Genomic DNA, 18,686 nt, shown 5'->3' on the forward strand with positions numbered 1-18,686 from the left:
AACTGCCAAAAGACCCCGATCTGAGAAACTTTGCGAAAATGGTTCCTTTTTTTCCCATTTCCTTCCTCATTCTGGGCATCTTTAGCCTAATTTTGCACACATTTTATGTGTATTCCCGTTTTGGGGTGAAAGATGTGCCAAATGAACGGAGTTTGCATGACACGGTCACAAAAAAATCGGGTGGAATGTTTTTTATCCCTGTTTTTCTCCTCTCGACCCTTCTCTGTTTACTACCCCCTTTGCAATCGATAGGAAGTGATCTTTTTCCCATTCGTAACGAACCATGGAACCTTTATCTTTTGTTAGTTGGTATTTTAGTATTTTCCGTTTTAGGATTTGTAGACGATTTATACCATTTAACACCGAAACTCCGACTCATATTAGAATTAGGAATTGTTTTTTTCTGTTTATGGGGTATACAACCAAATATAAGTTTTTTGGGATTTGGTTCCATTCCCAGTTTTGTTCAAATTCTTTTTCTCACAATCTTCTTGGTATTTGGAATCAACTTAGTTAATTTTATGGATGGAATGGATTGGTATTTGATAACCACATTCACCATTTGTTTTGTTTCTCTAAGTTTTATTTTACCTGATTTTTACACCAAACCAAACTTAGGATACAGTTTGTACGCATTGCTCTTTGTCTCCATGTTTGGATTTATCTTTTACAATTTCCCAAAAGCAAAATTGTTTATGGGAGATAGTGGATCATTGGCACTTGGATTTTTTGGATTGGTTCTCCCTTTACTTTATCAAAACAAATCGAATGGCATCTATTGGGATGTAACCGATTACTTTTATCTTTTTCCTTTTTTTTGGATTGATGGTGTCACAATCCTCATCAAACGATTCTTTCAAAAAAAACACTTATTCCAAGCACATAGAGAACATTTATACCAAAAACTCACCGAAACCAAACTGGGTAAAATTGGTTCTCTCGTTGTATTTTCCCTTTTGAATGTAATGGTGGTTTGTTTCCATTTTCTATTAAAAGAATTTGGTTTTGGGAAAATTGCCATTTTCCTGATTTTGTTTGCAGTTTCGCTTTTATGTTATGGTATCGTATGGTTATCAGTGACTAGAAAAAACCTTGCCTAAAGTTTGTAAAAATCCATCCTTTCCGATATGCCTCTTACAAAAAAAGAAATTCTCTTTTGTATTCTCAATGGATTTCTCATTGGAATTGCCAATTTAATCCCTGGTGTATCTGGTGGAACCTTTGCACTTATCTTGGGTTTGTATGACAGACTCATCACTGCCATCACTTCCTTAAATTTGGAAACCATCAAAGTTTCCCTTTCCCTACTTGTAGGTTTTTGGAAAGAAGGTGTGAGAGATCGTTTTGCATTGGAAATGAAACGAATCGATTTTTGGTTTTTAGTATTCCTTGGTTTTGGACTTTTACTTTCCGTAATCTCTGGAGCAAAACTGATCCAATTCTTATTACAAAACTACCCACAAGCAACTCTTGCTCTTTTCATAGGCCTTATCATTCCATCACTAGTTGTACCATACAAACTCATTGAAAAACATAGTTTTGTCGTTTGGCTATTTTTAGTCCCAGGAATTCTATTAACCATCGTTCCCAGTTTTTTTATGGGAGAAAACACCGGATCCGAAAATCCAATTTTTGCATTTGCCACTGGGATGATTGCCATTTCAGCGATGATCCTTCCTGGAATTTCCGGATCATACATAATGCTCGTGTTAGGTGAATATCAAATTGTCATTGGTAAACTTTCTACCATCTTAGAACCAGGTTCGATTCTATTTTTAGGTGCGTTTGGGGTTGGATGTTTACTTGGACTATTGATTTTCACACATATTGTAAAATGGTTATTTGTGAAATACAAATCACATACAATGACATTTTTACTTGGTCTGATTCTCGGATCCTTTTTTATCCTTTGGCCATTTAAGGATTATGCAAATGGACAGGCAATTGTTGGTAGATCAGGTGAAGTCAAACGTGATATCCAAATCGCAACTGCCAAAAACATACTCCCAAAAGATTTTGAAGAAGCACAAATCCCACTCGCCTCACTTGTATTTGGTTTGGTATTGGGTTTGGGACTCAATCGATTGGAGTCGTTACAAGAGAAGAAGTAGTATTTCGGATTCGTTCCACCAAAGTCTGGATTTCAAAATCCAGACTTCTGTCTTTTTCCATCGTCTGCATTCCAGAAAACAATTCAAAATTTGGCACGAGATCTTTACGTTTTGCAAACAAAGACGTTTGGTACACTGCATAACCAAAAATCGCTAAAAGTTTCGTTGCACTTAACACAGTCCTACGATTTCGTAAAACAGAGATCGCTCCCATGGGAACGATGTCTTGGTTATTACCATTGGTTGGGATTGATTGTACTGACCCCGGCATACTATCTCTTCGTACTTCTGCTGTTAGATGAGCTGACATCAAACCTAGTCCAGACAATCCAGCGTAGGTCCCAGGTTTTGCAGACAACATCAAAGGAAATTCATCGTTTTCTTTTGGTTCCATCAAATAATTCAAAAAACGATCCATCCATGTAAACCAAACTGCCATGGCATTTTGCAAACGATCTGCTGCAAAACTAACTTGAGAGGCATAAAACCCTCCTCCTTCTGCAAATCGAAACTCTGTTTGATCATTTTCAGAAGTGGGTATTAAAACAGGATTATCAGACAAAGAATTTAACTCTTGTTCAACGATTCTTATAATCGATTCCAATTCATCCCAAATGGAACCTAAAATTTGAGGGATACATCGAACTGAATAAATGTCTTGGATTCGTTTTCCTTCCACTTTCCGTTTTGGATTTTGGGAAACAATGGGATGGAGTAAACTAGATAGGAACTTCGGTCCAAAGAATTGTTTGTGTTTGTGGTATTCTGGATGGAAGGCATCAGGGAAAACAGAATGGTAATGGAAGAGGTATTGTAAAATCTCAATGGTTAACAAAAACAAATTCCGAAATTCCATCACTTGGGTACCAAGTAAGGCTGTGGTAAAACTTGTCCCATTGGTAAGTGAGATTGCTTCTTTGGGATGTGGGGTCCAGGGAAGGCCTATGATTTCTGATCGTTTTCCATTTAACTTTGTGGGACCTAACTCTTTTCCTTTGCCAGTGAATCCTGATTCGCCGAGAAGTGCCAATGGAATATAACTGAGAGGAATTAAATCTCCCGAAGCAGAGAGAGAACCTCTTTCCGGTATGATGGGAATACAATCCAAGTCGAGAAGTTGGTTTAAAATTTCTAAAGTTTCATACCGAATCCCGGAACCTCCGAGAGACAAACTATATAACCTTGCTGCCAGTACGACCCTTGCTTCTTTGTGGTTTAAATGAGAATGAGGAGTTCCATCACCAGTTAACACTGGCTCTACTGTCAAATGATAGATCAGTGATTTTTGAATGAGTTCCAATTCATCATTGGAAGTGAATGCATGTGGACCAAATCCTGTGTGAATGCCATAAATGAGTTTCTCTTTGGAAGAGGACAGAATGGATTCGAGTGTTTTGCGTTCTGTTTCTAATCTTTCCTTCTTTTCTGAAAGATGTGAAAACGAACCAGAGTGTGCTAATGAATATAAATCAGATAATTGGAGAAACATGAAATGATGGAACACCAGGGAGATAATCCCTGGTGTTGTTACAACTTAGACGAAGAAAATAAAAGTGAGGAGGATAAAAACAGGAACTAAAATTCCCATCGAATATGCTAAATACCCACCAAAGGAAGGCATCTTCACTTTGTTTTCTTCTGCAACTGACTTCACCATAAAGTTAGGAGCATTACCAATGTACGTATTGGCACCCATAAACACAGCACCGACAGAGATTGCTTTTAAGATCTCTTCTGCTTGGACGTTTCCAATGAATTGGCCAAGGGTGAGAGGAGCAGATCCTGCTGGTGTGAGAAGACCCGATGCAAGTGATCCAAACGTTAGGTATGTAGGAGCATTGTCTAACACAGAAGAAAATGCACCAGTTGCCCAGAAAAATTGCCAATTTTCAGTGATCCCAAGTTCTTTTCCATGTGCTTCGAGTAAGACAAGAGCAGGGATCATGGTGATAAAAATTCCAATGAAAAGATAGGCAACTTCTTGGATGGGGTGAAGCGTAAAGTTATTAAACTTTCGATTCTCTTCTTTTGAAGTGAGTTTGGATAAACCAATCAAAATGATGAGGACTGCTTCACGAATGAATCCAAGTGTTGGAGTTTCGTTGATTTGCGGAATGTAGTTACTGTTTAAAAAAGCAACTGCTAAGATCACACCGAGTAACCAAATGAAGTTGACTTGCCCACCGATGGAAAATGGAGTTGCGAGTTTATCATCACGTTTGATATCTTTTTTGGTTTCTTTTTTGTATGCCATTGTATCCCAAACAAAATAAACAGTGAGTAAGATTGCAACTGCAACTAACATCTCGGGCAACAACTTAAATGTCCAAGTGAATGGAACACCTTTGAGGTAACCTAAAAACAATGGAGGATCTCCAAGTGGAGTTAAGGAACCACCAATATTGGAAACAAGGAAAATAAAAAACACAACAGTATGGACAACATGTTTTCTTTCGCTATTTGTTTTTAACAAAGGGCGGATAAGTAACATCGATGCTCCCGTTGTTCCAATAAAAGATGCAAGTGTAGCACCAATTAAGAGATACAAAGTGTTATTCAATGGCGTGGCATGGATATCACCTTTAATCACAATCCCACCGGAGATATAAAACAAGGAACCGAGTAAAATGATAAAGGGGATATAATCAAAGAATACAGTGTGCACTATGTTATGGCTATACCCATAAACAAGTAATACAACAAAAGAGATTGCTCCAAGCCCAACAGCTAAAATGAGTTTGTTATTATTATCTTCCCACCAATGCGCTGTTTTGTGAGAGGCAACAGGCAATATCGCAATGGAAAGGAGAATTGCCACAAAAGGAAGTACTGTCCAATACGGGAGTTCTTCGTGAACGGATTCACCATGGGAGGAATGCCCAGTTTCCTCTTGTGTTGTTGTCTCGGTTGGAACCGGAGTTGGTTCTTCGGCAAATATCCCGAAAGTTGTCACAGACAAACATACCAGGAAAACCATCAATGTGAGAAGCTTCTTCAACGTGCTCACCATCCTATTTTTTTTAGGACAGCATACCCGAAAGAGAAATCACTTGGAACTAAAAAAAGCGTGATTCTCCAATTTTTAAAGGAACCAATGCCGATTCGGAGATTCCCGATTGTTTCAGTGCTTCTTTTGTGCGGGGCACAGGAGAATCAAGAGGTTCGTCAGATAAAACAAAGGTCATATAATGCATGGGAACTAGGTATTTTGCCTTTAGGTCTAGAAAACTGAGAACTGCCTGGTTTGGATCAATGTGGACAGGTTCCATAAGCCATCGTGGTTCTGTGGCACCGATGGGTAAAATGGCAATGTCAATGGGGCCAAAATGGTTCGCAATATCTTTAAAATGAGTGTAATAGCCAGTATCACCTGCAAAATAAACTTTTTCTTTTACACCAACGAGCATAAAACTCCCCCATAAAGTTTCATCACGGTCAAAAAGACTTCTTCCACTGAAATGTTGTGTCGGAGTGAAAGTGAGTTTTAGCGAACGAAATGTTACTTCTTCCCACCAATCCATTTCTTTTACATGTTTCAGTCCAGCAGCTAACAATAATTTCCGATTCCCAAGTCCAGTGAGAACCATAGGATGGAAAGTTTCTTCTAAGATTTTTAAAGTGGGGATGTCAGTATGATCATAATGATTGTGAGATAAAATGATGATATCGATTTTAGGTAAATTTGTGATCGAGATTCCAGGTGGAGTGTATCGTTTTGGACCAGCAAAACTGAGTGGAGAACATCTTTCACTCCAGATAGGATCTGTGAGGATATTCACTCCATCAATTTGGACAAGAGTTGTTGCATGTCCAACCCAAGTCACAGATAGTTTGGATTGATTCTTTTGTAAGAGACTACCATCATTTTTTAGAATGGGAAACTCTGGATAAGTTTTTGCGTCCAAACTGTACGGTAAAAAAAAACGATCCCATTGCCATGCAAAAACATCCCAAAAACCTTTTCGTTTGAATTCTGGATTTGGGTTTTGGAATCCAGATTCGGCATGGTGTGTTTTTAGGATTTTGGAATCAGCAAGGATGTTTGTCGACAATCCAAATGACAAAAGAAGGGAGATTACGGTTTTCCATTTCACGAATTTTAGACTGTAAGAAAGCAAAAAAGGAAAGTCTCATTTTTCGATTGCCTTTTTCTGAATCCAAAACAAAATCTCATACTACAATGTATCGATTTGACGAAACAAAAAATTTGTTCATCGCCTATGCAAAATGGAGAGATGCAGTCGATCGTACGGAAGGAAACGAAACTGTTTTTGGTTCCAATGCCGAAATTTCGGAAATTGCTAGGGACCTCAGGGAAGATGCTGAGTTCGAATTACGAATTCTCATACAAGATTTAAAAAAACAAAATCCAGCAGCAATCAAAGAATGGGTTGAGCTCACCAAACAGTTCTTAAATGAACCAGGATTAGGAGTTTCAGAAGAACAGATGCAATTGCGAAAACAAATCGCAAGGGATTGGAAATATTCTCGTTCACCACTAGGTATCTCTGTTCGTTACCCCCACCCATCTCAGTATTGGGGCAGTGGGATAGGAGTTCTTGGTCCAGATTTGGACTGGTAAAACTGCTGGTGTTTCCAATTCTTAGATTATGGATTCCTTATTTTTCTTTTTCTCAAAAGTACTTACCATATTTCTTTACCCCTTACCCGTATTTTTCCTCCTTTGTTTGTATCTATTGTTTCGCATCAAACCAAAGAAAACGAAGTTTCTTTTTTTCCTCATTTGTTTGTTTTTATATCTCACTTCCAGTTCTTATGTTGCCAATTCACTTGTATCCAGTTTAGAAAAAGAATACCCCCCTATTTCCATCCAGGATACTCCCAATGCGGATGTAGCCATTGTTCTTGGCGGAATGATCCAAACCATTTCTTCTGTGAAGGCAAGGCCTGAACTCACAGATTCTGCAGACCGGATCACAGATGCTGTTCGTCTTTACAAAGCTGGCAAAATCAAAAAAATCCTTTTTACTGGTGGGTCTGGCTTGTTATTGTCTGACGAATTTCGAGAGGCAAACTTAGCCAAATCATTGTTAATCGATTTAGGTGTAAAAGAATCCGATATCTTATTAGAAAACAATTCCAGAAATACATATGAAAATGCAGTTGAAACGAAAAAAATCGTGGAGAAATTAAATTTTAAAACCTATATCCTTGTCACATCAGCCTTTCATATGAAACGAGCATCTGGTTGTTTCCAAAAACAAAATTTAAATGTGTTCCTCTTCCCAACTGATTATAGATCCTTTCAAATGGATTCTGGTGCATTTGAATTGTTTGTGCCATCAGCTGGTTATCTTGATACTACCACATTTGCGATCAAGGAATGGGTTGGGTATTTTGTTTACCGTGCCAAATCCTACCTTTAAATCAGGTTTTTCAGAATGATTCATCACAACCTTTTTGTTTGACCGAAACTACCAATCAGAGAGCTTAGAGGAAAGACGTGATTTCGTCTAAAGAATGGACTATGAATCGTAAGTTTTTAACCCTTTTATTCCTCATTGCAATCTCTCTTGGAGGCATTGCTTATTTTTCCTCACAAGAAACATCGTACCTTCTCCTCGATGCTTCTGAACTTGCTGCCAATCCCACAAAATACTCGGAACAAAACTTACGAGTGCGGGGATTTGTTCGTGTAGGGAGTTTGGTCCGTGAAGGGAAAAAAGCAAAATTTGATTTGGAACTCAACGACCAAATCATCCCTGTTTTTTTTACAGGAGAAACCCTTTTACCAGATGCATTTAAAGAAGGAGCAAGGGCCCGTGTAGATGGAAAATTAGAAAAGGGAGTCCTTGTTGCAAGTCACGTCGAAGCGAAATGTGCTTCCAAATATGAAGCAGGGTATGCCGAGGAAAAATGAATAATTTAGGAACCATCTTACTTTCTGCATCTCTCGCCATTTTAATTTTTTCTGCCATCCAAACCATCTACGGAATCATTTCAAAAGAACGAAAAGCTGTGGAACTGGGCCGTTTGGCCCTCATGACAAATCCATTTGTCATTGTTTTGACCTTTGTTGTTTTACTCACTCAGCTTGTACGTTCTGATTATAGTAACTATTATGTGGTGATGCATTCCAGCGAACACCTTCCCTTATTTTATAAAATGACATCGATTTGGTCTGGGTCATCGGGAAGTTTACTGTTTTGGAATTTGATTTTAAATGTTTTCACCTTCATCGTGTTATGGCAAACTCGTAAGTCCATTGAAGACCGAATCCCAATGATGAATCTTATCCTTGCGGTGTTATCTGGTTTTTTTAGTTTCCTCGCTGTGTTCTATGGAGACGCCCAACCATTCCGCGAATTTGTTCCAGAAGCAGCTGCAGGAAGAGGACTCAATCCCCTGCTCCAACACTGGGCAATGATCATCCACCCTCCCATTCTTTACATTGGTTATGTGAGTATCTCCATACCATTTGCAATAGCAATGTCAGCACTTGTATCGGGACAACTTTCAGAAGACTGGATGAAGTTCATTCGCAAATGGACTTTGTTTTCTTGGTTTTTTCTAGGAACAGGAATTTTACTCGGATCCAAATGGGCCTATGAAGAGTTAGGTTGGGGTGGGTATTGGGCATGGGATCCAGTCGAAAACGCATCGTTAATGCCATGGTTACTCACAAGTGCCTTTGTCCATTCTGTTGTTATCCAAGAACGCCGTGGAATGTTAAAGTTTTGGAATATGTTACTTGTGATCCTTGCCTTCCACTTTAGTTTACTTGGCACATGGATCACTCGTTCAGGTGTTCTCGAAGGTCCTCATAGTTTTTCCAAATCGACAATCGGAACTCCGTTTATCGTTTATATCATCGCAAGTTTTTTGTTTTTTACAGGGTTTGTCATCTACCGAAGGAAAAACCTCACACCAGAACGAAACTTAGAAGCCATCACCTCCAAAGAAGGAAGTTTTTTATTAAACAACTTTCTTTTGGTACTATCTACCGCAGCTATTTTGTTAGGTGTCTTTTCGCCACTTCTTTATGGAAAAGAATTTAAGGCTCCTTGGTTTAATTCTTGGGGTGTTCCTGCAGGGATATTCTTATTATTACTCATGGGTTCGGCTCCACTGCTTGCTTGGCGAAAAGGTGCTGGAGCAGTATTTTTTTCTACCTTACTCAAACCATTCCTATTTGGAATTTTGGGTGGTGGACTCTACATCCTGTTTTATTCGCAAAACTTTACAAAACCTGATTCTAAGTACGGAGATGTTTTAGCAGAAGTGTATTCTGTTCTCACAGTTGGGATTGGTGTATTTACCATTGCCGGGATCATCCAAGAATATTACCGAGGAATCAAAGCTAGGCGTGATGAACACAAAGAAGAATCTTTGTTACGAGCTGGAGTAAACTTACTTCTTAAAAACAAAAGGAGATATGGTGGGTATTTAGTCCACTTCTCCCTTGTTCTTATTTTTATTGGTTATGCAGGGAATGCCTTTAAAATCAATACATCGGTTCGTTTCTTTTATGAACTCCAACCGCCAACTTCAGAAGAAATCATCTACCAATCCATCGACAAAGCAATGATTGGTGGTTATCAAATTGAAGCAAACACACTCAAAATCAAACCTGTTCTTATTTCTGGACTTGGTGGGGAACCTAACATCCAGAATGTGATTGTTTCCCAAGAAGCTAGTTATGGAATTTATCGTGGATTGGAAAAAATTGCAACACTTGATACAGAACGTAGGTTTTATCCACAGATTTCCCACCTAACGGGAGATTTCGAAACTCATATTCCAACAAGTGAACCAGCCATTCATTCCATGGCAAAAGAAGATTTTTACATCCAACTTGGTGCAATCGAAACTTCGGATCTAAAATCAGAAAACCCTGACTTACCACTGATGTTCATGCAGTATTACTTCACACCAGGAAGTGAAACAGACAAACTCAAACTTTTCCTCAATTTCCCACGGCAAATTGTTGCAAACTTAGAAGTTTGGATCAACCCACTCGTCAAATTGATTTGGATAGGCTCCTTACTCTATTTTATGTCTGGGATCTTTTTGTTACTGCCCATTGGCGAAAGGAAAAAACAAACCAGAGGGAATCAAACATGAAACAAATAGGATATGAAAGCTCGTATCGATTGACGATTTTCCAAATGAACAATCGGTATGTTTCGCCGGGTCTTTTATTACGATGGTTACTTTCTAGTGTATTCTTCATGGGAATCACAAGTAGTGTGTTCTCTCAAAAAACAACCACTAATCTAAAAGAAGAAACTCAGATCCAAACCTTCCTGAAGGTTACCGAAAAAATCAGATGTATCTGTTTACCGAGCCTTCCCATCCAATCTTGTTCCTTTAACATGTGTGCTGCGTCCAGTTATCTCAAAAGTTTTATTGAAAACCGAATCAAAGAAGGAATGGGAGAAGGAGAAATCATTTCCAAAATGGAAAATGGATTTGGTACTTCAGTTTTACAAGACCCCATTGTACTCATGTTCCAAGAAAATGGAAACCAAGGTATGGTTGATTCGATAGTCTATGGTTTTGGACCTAAAATATTAGCAAAACCTGATGATACTTGGATCAATGCCACATTACTTGGATTAGGTGTTATTGGGTTATTTGGGATCTATCGTTATGGAACGAAAAAATCGCGAGAAAAATCTGTACTTTCCCAAGTAAACTCCAAATCAACTTCAACTTCCACTACGGAAGCCATCAAAGATAAAATTCGCAAATTTGAAGAGTCTTAAGAGATTTCAAGCTTGGGATTTTCGTTTGGACAAAGAATTGATACGACAGACTGCTAGAGTCAATTAAGGAAAAGAAACCGTTTCACAATCCTTTCGAATTTGAACCAGGGCGGAAACCAAGGAATTTGTATCCTCCCTTGTTAACTTTGCATTCAAACTGATCCGCAATCTGGGAGTAGGAACTGTTGGTGGGCGGATGGCGCGGACATCGAGACCCATCTCTTGTAATCGTTTGGCATAGGTTAAAGTTTCTGTTTCGGATGAAAGTAATAGTGGTATGATATGGGATTCTGTATTAGTAATCATAAAACCATTTGTAAGTAAAGATTGTTTTAATTCTCTGGTGAGTTCGAATAATTGAAACCTCTCAGACTCCATAGATCGTAATAAGTTTAAGGCAAATATTGCCAATTTAGAAATGATGGGAAGTGGTGCAGTAGAAAATATAAAGGGTCGCATGACATTGACTAAATGGTCTCTTCCCAGTTGTTTTGTTACAATGATCCCTCCTTCCAATCCAAATGATTTACCCAATGTATACACTCGGTAATCTATCGATTGAATGCCTTCGGGAGGTAAATCGCGAAACAAAATCCCCTTGCCTTCTTTGCCATACACACCTAGTGCGTGTGCTTCATCCACAATCAAGACAAAACCATAGTGTTTTTTTAATTCGAGAAGTTTGTGAAAATCGGGGCTATCTCCATCCATACTAAACAATGATTCTGTAACAACGATTCGTTTGTGTTTTTGGTTTGGGTCTTCGTCATTTGCCTTCTCCAATAAGGTTTGTAAATGTTGTAAATCCAAGTGGTTGTAGTATTTTTTTTTGGCACCAGAAATTCGTATCCCATCCAAAATCGAGGCATGGTTCAAACGGTCTGTGAATACATAACAATTTGGCGCAGCAATGGAATCAATGAGGCCAAAGTTTGCGACAAAACCATTAGATACAAGTAACGCGGCCTCTCCATCCACAAAGTTTGCAAATTCCGTTTCGAAAAAATCCATGGAATCATAGTTACCACGAACAAGCCTTGAAGCTGTCGAACCAAAGGGATACAAGTCTGTTAAAGACCGATAGTATTCCAACATACAAGAGTTAGTGGCAAGACCCATATAATCATTGGAACAAAAATCAATTCCATGGTAGATTTTGGTTTCCCTGAATAATTGTTTTTCCTTGATGGACTCCAGTTTCTTTTGAATTTCTTCCCAATGATGGCTCACAATCACCAGATTTCCTGGCCTAAAATTTTTTCCGATTTAAATTTTCTAAGAATTTGTTAGAATGAGCCAAAGAAATGGACGTGTTACCGCAAGAATCTTTGGAAACAATTCGCAGAGCGAAGAGTATCATCTTTCTGACAGGGGCTGGTATCTCAAACGAAAGTGGAATCCCAACGTTTCGTGGAGAGGGTGGACTTTGGAAAAACTTTCGAGCAGAGGATTTAGCCACTCCTGGTGCTTTCCAAAAAAATCCGGAACTAGTTTGGGAATGGTACGATTGGCGGAGGAATATTTGTAAAAACGCAAAACCCAATCCAGGCCATTTAACAATTGCCAATTGGCAAAAAAAATCAAATTCTGTTTCGCTCATCACTCAAAATGTAGACGGTCTTCACCCGCGTGCAGGTAGTGAATCCATCATAGAACTTCATGGGAATATTTTTCGTGTCAGATGTACAAATTGTTCTGCAAAATTCCATTTGGAACAAGTTGGTTTGGACCACCCTGGACTTAAATTTTGTAAACACTGTGAATCATTACTTCGGCCCGACATTGTTTGGTTTGGAGAAGAGTATGACCAAACACTTCTCACAAAAAGTTGGGAACTTTGTAAACAATCACAAATCGTTTTTGTGATTGGAACGAGTGCCAACGTATCTGTCCCCGCCCAATTGGCACTCACCGCCATTCGTAATGGAGCCTTAGGGATTGAAATCAATCCGGCTGAAACAAATCTTACAACTTCCATGAAACACCACTTTGGTGGAAAATCTGGTGAAGTATTACCCAAAATCTGGAACGAAGTGTTTCCAAATGAACCATTAGACTAAAGGATCTTAAATCATGCTAACAGTTGTTTTACTTTTATTATCCAATATCTTTATGACTTTTGCCTGGTATGGCCATTTAAAATATGCAAAGTCAAACCAAATGTTTTATGTGATTTTATTTTCATGGGGCATTGCATTTTTTGAATATGTGCTTATGGTGCCTGCCAATCGTATTGGGTATACGGTTTATAAATATGAAGGATTCCAATTAAAGATCATCCAAGAGATCATCACAATCTTTGTTTTTATCCTTTTTGCCACTTTGATTTTAGGTGAAAAAATCAAGTGGAACTATATTGTGAGTTTTGGATTGATCTTACTTGCAGGTTTTTTTGCGTTTGGTTTTGGAAATAATTCAAACAGTCACTAAAAATTGAACGAGGGACTTTGCCAATTCCTCTTTTGGTAAAGGTCCGATCTCTTTCACAAGTCCATTCGGACCAAAGATACGTAAAATCGATTCCACTTCTCCAAAACCTTTTCCGTGACCTACAACATTTCCTACGATGTAATGTAAACCTTTGCGAACGAGTTTTTCTCTGGCATGTTTTTCCAAATCATTTGTTTCTGCTGCAAATCCAACACGGATCGAATTTTTGATTTGGTTTTCTTTGATGTACTCATCCACTTGTTTTAAAACATCTGGATTTTCTTCTAATTCGAGTAATAATCCCTTACTTCCTTCAGAAGTTCTTTCTTTTTTGATTTTATGTTCTGCTGTCATGATGGGACGAAAATCTGCGGGAGCCGCTGCCATCACGAGTAAAGTATCATCCAACATTTGAGATAAAACAGTATCTCGAAGTTGCATTGTTGTTTCGACTTCTAAGTTTTGTTTAGCGCCTGGCACATTGGCATATCGTTCTAAGGTATTCCCATGGATATAAATCACATCCACAGGGTATTGCAAAAAAAACTTTGCAATTTCATATCCCATTTTCCCTGAAGAAGCATTAGAGATATAACGAACTGGATCAATCCACTCCCTTGTGGGACCTGACGTAATGACAACACGTTTGAATTTTAAATTCATGAATTTTTTTTATGAAGTTCGATGATTTGTTCCATGATGGTTTCGACTGTTGCCAGTTTGCCATACCCTTCATCACCACAAACCACAATGCCTTTGTCTGGAGATACAATGTGTACACCATCAGCTTCTAATGTTTTTAAATTCCTTTGTACAGCAGGATGGAGATACATCCCAGGATTCATGGAAGGTGCCACAAGCACCGGCGAGGTACATGCAAGATAAGTAGAAGTCACTAAATCATCAGCGATTCCATTTGCCATTTTTCCTATGATGTTAGCGGAAGCTGGAACAACTGCAAAAACGGATGCAATGTTTTTGATCTCAATATGAGCCATCCCTGTATCAAATTCATCAATTCGAACAGGTTTACTAGTAAGGGCTTCAAAGGTAATTTTCCCAACAAACTTAGTGGCGTTAGCCGTCATAATCACTCGCACAGGGTATCCGTTTTTGGTAAGTCCCCTCACCAAATCACAAGCTTTATAAGAAGCGATAGAACCTGAGACTGCGATGATGATTTCTTTCATTTACCGATCCTCGTAAGATAATTCCCGTTCCATTTCGGAATCGTGGTCTTCTTCTAATTTGGGTGTGAATAGGATGGAAATGATTTTGTTTCCTTCCATTTTTTTCACTTTGAGGCTACCTTTTTTAATTTGAACGATACTACCTTCTTTTGGCATATCTTCATTTTTTTCCATAAAGTAACCAGCAATGGTTCGAACCTCTTCCATATCGGATGGTTCTTCCCCTTCTAATATATCAGTTAGGCTAGAGAGTTCAGTTTCGCCATCTAATGTGATGGTTTTGGTTTTTTTATTTTTGGAAGTTACATCCACTTCATCGGTGTCTGTTTCATCTCGGATTTCACCAAAAAATTCTTCGATAATATCTTCTAACGTAAGTAAGCCGGAAACGCCACCGTATTCATCAATGACAATCGCCATATGTTGTTTTTTCTCACGGAGTTTTGTCATCACTCGTTCGATGGACATCGATTCAGGAACTTTTACAAAATCCTTTTCCATGATAACGGTAATTTTTTCTTTTTTGCCTTTGGCCGAGAGATGGGCCGCTTGCCATTTTAGAAATTTTTGAACGTGGACAATCCCAACAATTTTATCGAGTGTTTGGTTGTAAACTGGGTATCTTGAAAAACTATGTTCGGCAATGAGGGGAAGTAGTTTGTCTATTGTTGATTCTTGTGGAATTCCTATGATAGAAAGACGATGTGTCATTACGTCCTTGGCAGTATGTTCCGAAAAATCAAAGGTCTTTTGGATGAGTTGCATTTCTGCATTGTCAATACGACCTTGTTTTCTTTGTTCCTCGATGATGATCATGAGTTCTTCAGCAGAATGGACATATTTATCACCTGTTCGTTGTAAACGGAACAGAGTGAGAATCCCACCTGCCAATCGGTTCATGACAAAAGTTACAGGAAAAAACAAATAATAAAAAAGCCACATAGGAGCCGAAACACCGAGTGCAATTGCTTCGGTATTTTGGATTGCCAATGTTTTAGGAACTAACTCTCCTAAGATGACATGCAGTAAAGTGATCAGTGTGAAGGATACACCAATCGAGATACTGTGGATGGTAACCAGATCCAATTCAATTTGGAACATGTGAAGGAATCCAGAGACAACACTCGCAAATAAAGCCTCACCAATCCAACCAAGGAGTAAACTGGCGATGGTGATCCCTACTTGGCAAACCGATAACATATCATCGATTTTGGAGACCGCTTTTTTGGTGAGATGGGACATGGCCCGGTTTTCTTTGACAAGCTCCTCCAAACGAGAGGGGCGGATTGATACCATCGCAAACTCTGCAGCGACGAAGAAACCATTGACAAAGACAAGGAGGAAGATGAGAAAGATGCCGATTATTTCCATAGAAACTCGAACACCACTAAAGTTTTAAGATCAGGGTCCATTGTATAATGAGGAACAGAATTAAGTATTTTGGACCGATCTTATAGTGTCGCCTACAATTTGCGGAGATTTTCCAGGAAATCACATCGGAAGTCAAAATCCAATCCTTCCATTGCCCAAAACCCCGATCAAAATTTTAATTTTGATTAGTACCTTTATGTCACATTTATTGGGCCGTGGAATAAATCCAAACCCCGTCTTCTTTGTACGCTGCCTGTTCGGTTAGGCTTTGTAATGAAATCTGGTCAAGGACAGGAAGTGTCGGAAGGTATCCAATTTTTTTTGTGCCAGACCGAAACCAGAAATGCAACCACTCTTGGTGGAGATTCGGGTCGCTCCATGATTTCCCTAACACTCGTTCGGTGTAGACGATCATTTTTGGAACCGTTCGGTAATCGATCCTGCGATACAATTTGAGTAACGAAATCTCCTCTGTGACCCCAGTTTCCGATCGGCAGGACCAACTGTGGACTGGACCTAAATTGGAAACACTTGCATTTGTGGGAAAATCCCATAGGTGCAAACGTTCTTTGTCTTTTAATATCCTCGATCCTTCAAAATAAGCAGTGTCGACAAGTGTGATTCCTTTGCCATCCAGTGAATGCATGTTTGTCGGACATTTCCAAGAATACAAATTGAGAGGTTTTTGAGTGTCTGTATTGGGATACAAACTAAAGAAAAAAACAAAGGACTGTTCTTTCATTTCTTTTTTGAGAGAACGAAACAATCCCATCCCAGAATCATTTAGATAAATTTGAATTTTATCATGGTCTTTATTGGCAGAAACTAGTTCTCTCACTACATCTAAAATATCAGAAGCATCGGGTCTTTGTGTTCTTACCATTTTCCAATTCAATTGGTTTCGTTTGGAATCCTTTGGATTGAATGTGAAAACATAAAACTCATCTTTATAAGGGAGGAGGAATACAGTAGGTAGTTTTACTGATTCTAGTGAACGTGTGTTTTCTTCTTCATTTTTCCTCTGGATCAAATTTTCCGTTTCCCTACTCTCCGCATAAGTCGAATCAAAAAACTTAGATTCTCTTGCAGTGGAAAATCCAGATAAAAATTTAAACTGTTGGTGCACATACGGAATTTGGAATAAAGAATGGGGACTCCCCTTTGTATTCCGTTGTGTTTTGACTGAATTGTATTTAAACAATGTATCAAAGAGTCCCCATACATCATTATCATCACGTAAATGGCTGAGAGCATATTCAAAAAACAAATCCGTCGAAAAAGCAAGTGGCCTATAGTTACGAATGTAATACAAATCTTCGTATGGATGGTTTAACAAATAATCGCTGAGTCCATCTTTGATATTTCCATTCACAGGACCTTTTTTTCCAGAAGCGGTATGAGCAAAAATAAATCCAAAATTACGTAGGAACTCAGCCGCATAAAATGCATTTTCTTCATCTAAAATCCCACGGCTTTTTGTGAGTTCAATGGTTGATTTACGATATTCCTTTCGATAGATTTGATTATAACCTTGTAAAATGGTAGCCGCATACTCTAAACGTCTCCATTTTTTTTCCTGAGCCATATAAATGATCTCATCTGTCATCCGAGATGACAACTCAGGATTTTGGTCCATTAACATTTGGGAAATACGAAGTTTTGGCCAAATGTCTGCCTCTGTTAACTTTTCTGGATCTTTGATTTTTTGTAATGCTTTTAGAGCTGATTCTGAACCGTTCACTTTGTATAAAGAAACTGAAATCAAATCTTTTACTTCTGCCAAAGTCATTGGTTCGTTTAAAAAAGGATGATGAATGTCTGAAGACCAATTGTTTAGATCTAATTTTATATAATAATCTAAGGATTTTTTATACTCTTTTTGGAAATAGGCAAGTGCGCCTAACTTTACATAAATACGATTGAGGATGGATGTTTTTTTACCACGCGCTGATTTTAAAAAATTCTGAAATGAATCTTCAGCTCCGTTATAATCACCTAATAAAATTTGGAAAAATGCCAATCTTTCGATCGAGTTTTCGTTATAGGTACCATCAGTGATTCGCTCCAAATCCATGATCATTCTCTGGAAATGAATCCCTTCTCTCACAAAACCTAAAAAGGACAATTTAGCCGGTAGGTCTTCATCAATCCGATCCAGAAGTGGAATCCATTCTAAATTGGTATCTTCAAAAAATGGTGAACTCACCCGCATGATGTTCACAAAATGTTTGTGCATATCTTTGTCTTTTCCCGTAGGAAGATCGATATAATATTGCAAACGAAAAACTCGGCAAAGAGAATAGTATGGTTTTGTTTTTTGACAATCCATCCGAACCATTGTTTTTTTCTCATCTTCTCCTGTCTGAAAAAGATTCGTTCGCATATTCTTTGCTAAATTACGAAAGTAGGTATTTGGTTCTTTTTGAATATATGTATCCAAAGTTTTGATGGCTTGGACCTCGTCACCTTGTGAATGTTTCCACAAAGATGTGAGTAAAAAATCAGCAAACGAATACTCTCCTTTTTTTGTCCTTAAATCATATAATATATTCGCAATTCCAACCTTGTCTTTTTTCCTCAGGTAATATTCACCAAGCATAAGATAAAAATCAATTTCCTGATTGGTGGTGAGAGATTCTGGAGTCTTAAATCGAAAATCATCGCGAATGGTAAGTTGTTCTTTTCCTTGGATGATTAATTTTCCTTGGGTACCAGACACAATCCAGCCATGATTTCTCTGATTTTGTGCGTATATAGTAGTATGGGAAATCAAAATGATGAAACTGAAAAAAATAGAAAGTGACAGTCGACTCTTCATCGTATCTTTGATTCTCTAGGACCAAGGGATTTGGTCA

The 18,686-nt window shown here is 38.4% G+C and carries 17 protein-coding genes; 9 read left to right on the forward strand and 8 right to left on the reverse strand.

What is annotated here, in order from left to right:
- Nucleotides 1-38 precede the first annotated feature (38 nt).
- Nucleotides 39-1,100: an MraY family glycosyltransferase gene (locus tag DI076_RS10220; protein ID WP_108959794.1), complete on the forward strand. Its 1,062-nt coding sequence runs from the start codon at nucleotides 39-41 to the stop codon at nucleotides 1,098-1,100.
- A 27-nt stretch (nucleotides 1,101-1,127) separates the two neighbouring features.
- A complete protein-coding gene (locus DI076_RS10225; protein WP_108959795.1) occupies nucleotides 1,128-2,111 on the forward strand; it encodes a DUF368 domain-containing protein in 984 nt (327 codons plus the stop codon).
- Here the strand turns inward: DI076_RS10225 and DI076_RS10230 are convergent.
- Genes DI076_RS10230 through DI076_RS10240 form a run of 3 tightly spaced genes read right to left on the reverse strand, consistent with a single transcriptional unit; the run spans nucleotide 2,077 to nucleotide 6,205 of the window.
- Nucleotides 2,077-3,600, reverse strand: a complete 1,524-nt coding sequence (locus tag DI076_RS10230; RefSeq protein WP_108959796.1) for an aromatic amino acid ammonia-lyase — start codon at nucleotides 3,598-3,600, stop codon at nucleotides 2,077-2,079. The genes DI076_RS10225 and DI076_RS10230 overlap by 35 nt on opposite strands.
- 45 nt (nucleotides 3,601-3,645) lie before the next feature.
- Entirely contained in the window at nucleotides 3,646-5,109 is a 1,464-nt protein-coding gene (locus DI076_RS10235) for a sodium:proton antiporter (protein WP_439957289.1), read from the reverse strand.
- Between the two features lie 58 nt (nucleotides 5,110-5,167).
- Nucleotides 5,168-6,205 (reverse strand): MBL fold metallo-hydrolase, encoded by a 1,038-nt coding sequence (locus DI076_RS10240; protein WP_174705047.1) that lies wholly within the window; start codon nucleotides 6,203-6,205, stop codon nucleotides 5,168-5,170.
- 86 nt (nucleotides 6,206-6,291) lie between these two features.
- Between DI076_RS10240 and DI076_RS10245 the strand changes: the two genes are divergently transcribed.
- The 5 genes from DI076_RS10245 to DI076_RS10265 all read left to right on the forward strand — a co-directional run bounded on the left by DI076_RS10245 (nucleotide 6,292) and on the right by DI076_RS10265 (nucleotide 10,840).
- On the forward strand, nucleotides 6,292-6,693 hold the full coding sequence (locus DI076_RS10245; protein ID WP_108960909.1) for a hypothetical protein: 402 nt from the start codon (nucleotides 6,292-6,294) through the stop codon (nucleotides 6,691-6,693).
- Between the two features lie 28 nt (nucleotides 6,694-6,721).
- Entirely contained in the window at nucleotides 6,722-7,498 is a 777-nt protein-coding gene (locus DI076_RS10250) for a YdcF family protein (protein WP_108959798.1), read from the forward strand.
- Between the two features lie 101 nt (nucleotides 7,499-7,599).
- Nucleotides 7,600-7,992 carry a cytochrome c maturation protein CcmE domain-containing protein gene (locus DI076_RS10255; RefSeq protein WP_100726220.1) on the forward strand — a complete coding sequence of 131 codons (393 nt, stop codon included), beginning with the start codon at nucleotides 7,600-7,602 and terminating at the stop codon, nucleotides 7,990-7,992.
- Nucleotides 7,989-10,196 (forward strand): heme lyase CcmF/NrfE family subunit, encoded by a 2,208-nt coding sequence (locus DI076_RS10260; RefSeq protein WP_108959799.1) that lies wholly within the window; start codon nucleotides 7,989-7,991, stop codon nucleotides 10,194-10,196. The genes DI076_RS10255 and DI076_RS10260 overlap by 4 nt, the downstream gene beginning before the upstream one ends.
- Before the next feature lie 107 nt (nucleotides 10,197-10,303).
- Nucleotides 10,304-10,840, forward strand: a complete 537-nt coding sequence (locus DI076_RS10265) for a cytochrome c-type biogenesis protein CcmH (protein WP_108960910.1) — start codon at nucleotides 10,304-10,306, stop codon at nucleotides 10,838-10,840.
- Nucleotides 10,841-10,903: 63 nt separating this feature from the next.
- On the opposite strand, the gene DI076_RS10270 is transcribed toward DI076_RS10265, so the two are convergent.
- On the reverse strand, nucleotides 10,904-12,070 hold the full coding sequence (locus DI076_RS10270) for an aminotransferase class I/II-fold pyridoxal phosphate-dependent enzyme (RefSeq protein WP_108960911.1): 1,167 nt from the start codon (nucleotides 12,068-12,070) through the stop codon (nucleotides 10,904-10,906).
- A 74-nt stretch (nucleotides 12,071-12,144) separates the two neighbouring features.
- On the opposite strand from DI076_RS10270, the gene DI076_RS10275 reads away from it, so the two are divergent.
- Together DI076_RS10275 and DI076_RS10280 are read left to right on the forward strand one after the other, a co-directional pair.
- Nucleotides 12,145-12,900, forward strand: a complete 756-nt coding sequence (locus tag DI076_RS10275; protein ID WP_108959800.1) for an SIR2 family NAD-dependent protein deacylase — start codon at nucleotides 12,145-12,147, stop codon at nucleotides 12,898-12,900.
- Nucleotides 12,901-12,913: 13 nt separating this feature from the next.
- Nucleotides 12,914-13,270, forward strand: a complete 357-nt coding sequence (locus tag DI076_RS10280; protein WP_108959801.1) for a DMT family protein — start codon at nucleotides 12,914-12,916, stop codon at nucleotides 13,268-13,270.
- Here the strand turns inward: DI076_RS10280 and DI076_RS10285 are convergent.
- From DI076_RS10285 to DI076_RS10300, 4 genes are all read right to left on the reverse strand, one after another.
- The gene (locus DI076_RS10285) at nucleotides 13,256-13,933 is read right to left on the reverse strand and encodes a phosphopantothenoylcysteine decarboxylase domain-containing protein (protein ID WP_108959802.1); all 678 of its coding nucleotides are present in this window, start codon (nucleotides 13,931-13,933) and stop codon (nucleotides 13,256-13,258) included. The genes DI076_RS10280 and DI076_RS10285 overlap by 15 nt on opposite strands.
- Nucleotides 13,930-14,460 (reverse strand): phosphopantothenoylcysteine decarboxylase, encoded by a 531-nt coding sequence (locus DI076_RS10290; protein WP_108959803.1) that lies wholly within the window; start codon nucleotides 14,458-14,460, stop codon nucleotides 13,930-13,932. The genes DI076_RS10285 and DI076_RS10290 overlap by 4 nt, the downstream gene beginning before the upstream one ends.
- Nucleotides 14,461-15,831, reverse strand: coding sequence for a hemolysin family protein (locus DI076_RS10295; protein WP_100715595.1), 1,371 nt, complete (start codon nucleotides 15,829-15,831; stop codon nucleotides 14,461-14,463). It abuts the gene before it with no gap.
- 205 nt (nucleotides 15,832-16,036) lie between these two features.
- The gene (locus tag DI076_RS10300) at nucleotides 16,037-18,649 is read right to left on the reverse strand and encodes a hypothetical protein (protein WP_108959804.1); all 2,613 of its coding nucleotides are present in this window, start codon (nucleotides 18,647-18,649) and stop codon (nucleotides 16,037-16,039) included.
- Nucleotides 18,650-18,686 lie beyond the last annotated feature (37 nt).

The sequence above is a fragment of the Leptospira ellinghausenii genome (genome assembly GCF_003114815.1).
Classification (GTDB): domain Bacteria; phylum Spirochaetota; class Leptospiria; order Leptospirales; family Leptospiraceae; genus Leptospira_A; species Leptospira_A ellinghausenii.

Bases quoted from the DNA above. Each gene is read 5' to 3' on its own strand.
- DI076_RS10220 (WP_108959794.1), top strand. From the start codon at position 39: ATGGTTCCTTTTTTTCCCATTTCCTTCCTCATTCTGGGCATCTTTAGC.
- DI076_RS10225 (WP_108959795.1), top strand. From the start codon at position 1,128: ATGCCTCTTACAAAAAAAGAAATTCTCTTTTGTATTCTCAATGGATTT.
- DI076_RS10230 (WP_108959796.1), bottom strand. From the start codon at position 3,600: ATGTTTCTCCAATTATCTGATTTATATTCATTAGCACACTCTGGTTCG.
- DI076_RS10245 (WP_108960909.1), top strand. From the start codon at position 6,292: ATGTATCGATTTGACGAAACAAAAAATTTGTTCATCGCCTATGCAAAA.
- DI076_RS10250 (WP_108959798.1), top strand. From the start codon at position 6,722: ATGGATTCCTTATTTTTCTTTTTCTCAAAAGTACTTACCATATTTCTT.
- DI076_RS10255 (WP_100726220.1), top strand. From the start codon at position 7,600: ATGAATCGTAAGTTTTTAACCCTTTTATTCCTCATTGCAATCTCTCTT.
- DI076_RS10260 (WP_108959799.1), top strand. From the start codon at position 7,989: ATGAATAATTTAGGAACCATCTTACTTTCTGCATCTCTCGCCATTTTA.
- DI076_RS10265 (WP_108960910.1), top strand. From the start codon at position 10,304: ATGGGAATCACAAGTAGTGTGTTCTCTCAAAAAACAACCACTAATCTA.
- DI076_RS10275 (WP_108959800.1), top strand. From the start codon at position 12,145: ATGGACGTGTTACCGCAAGAATCTTTGGAAACAATTCGCAGAGCGAAG.
- DI076_RS10280 (WP_108959801.1), top strand. From the start codon at position 12,914: ATGCTAACAGTTGTTTTACTTTTATTATCCAATATCTTTATGACTTTT.
- DI076_RS10285 (WP_108959802.1), bottom strand. From the start codon at position 13,933: ATGAATTTAAAATTCAAACGTGTTGTCATTACGTCAGGTCCCACAAGG.
- DI076_RS10290 (WP_108959803.1), bottom strand. From the start codon at position 14,460: ATGAAAGAAATCATCATCGCAGTCTCAGGTTCTATCGCTTCTTATAAA.
- DI076_RS10295 (WP_100715595.1), bottom strand. From the start codon at position 15,831: ATGGAAATAATCGGCATCTTTCTCATCTTCCTCCTTGTCTTTGTCAAT.
- DI076_RS10300 (WP_108959804.1), bottom strand. From the start codon at position 18,649: ATGAAGAGTCGACTGTCACTTTCTATTTTTTTCAGTTTCATCATTTTG.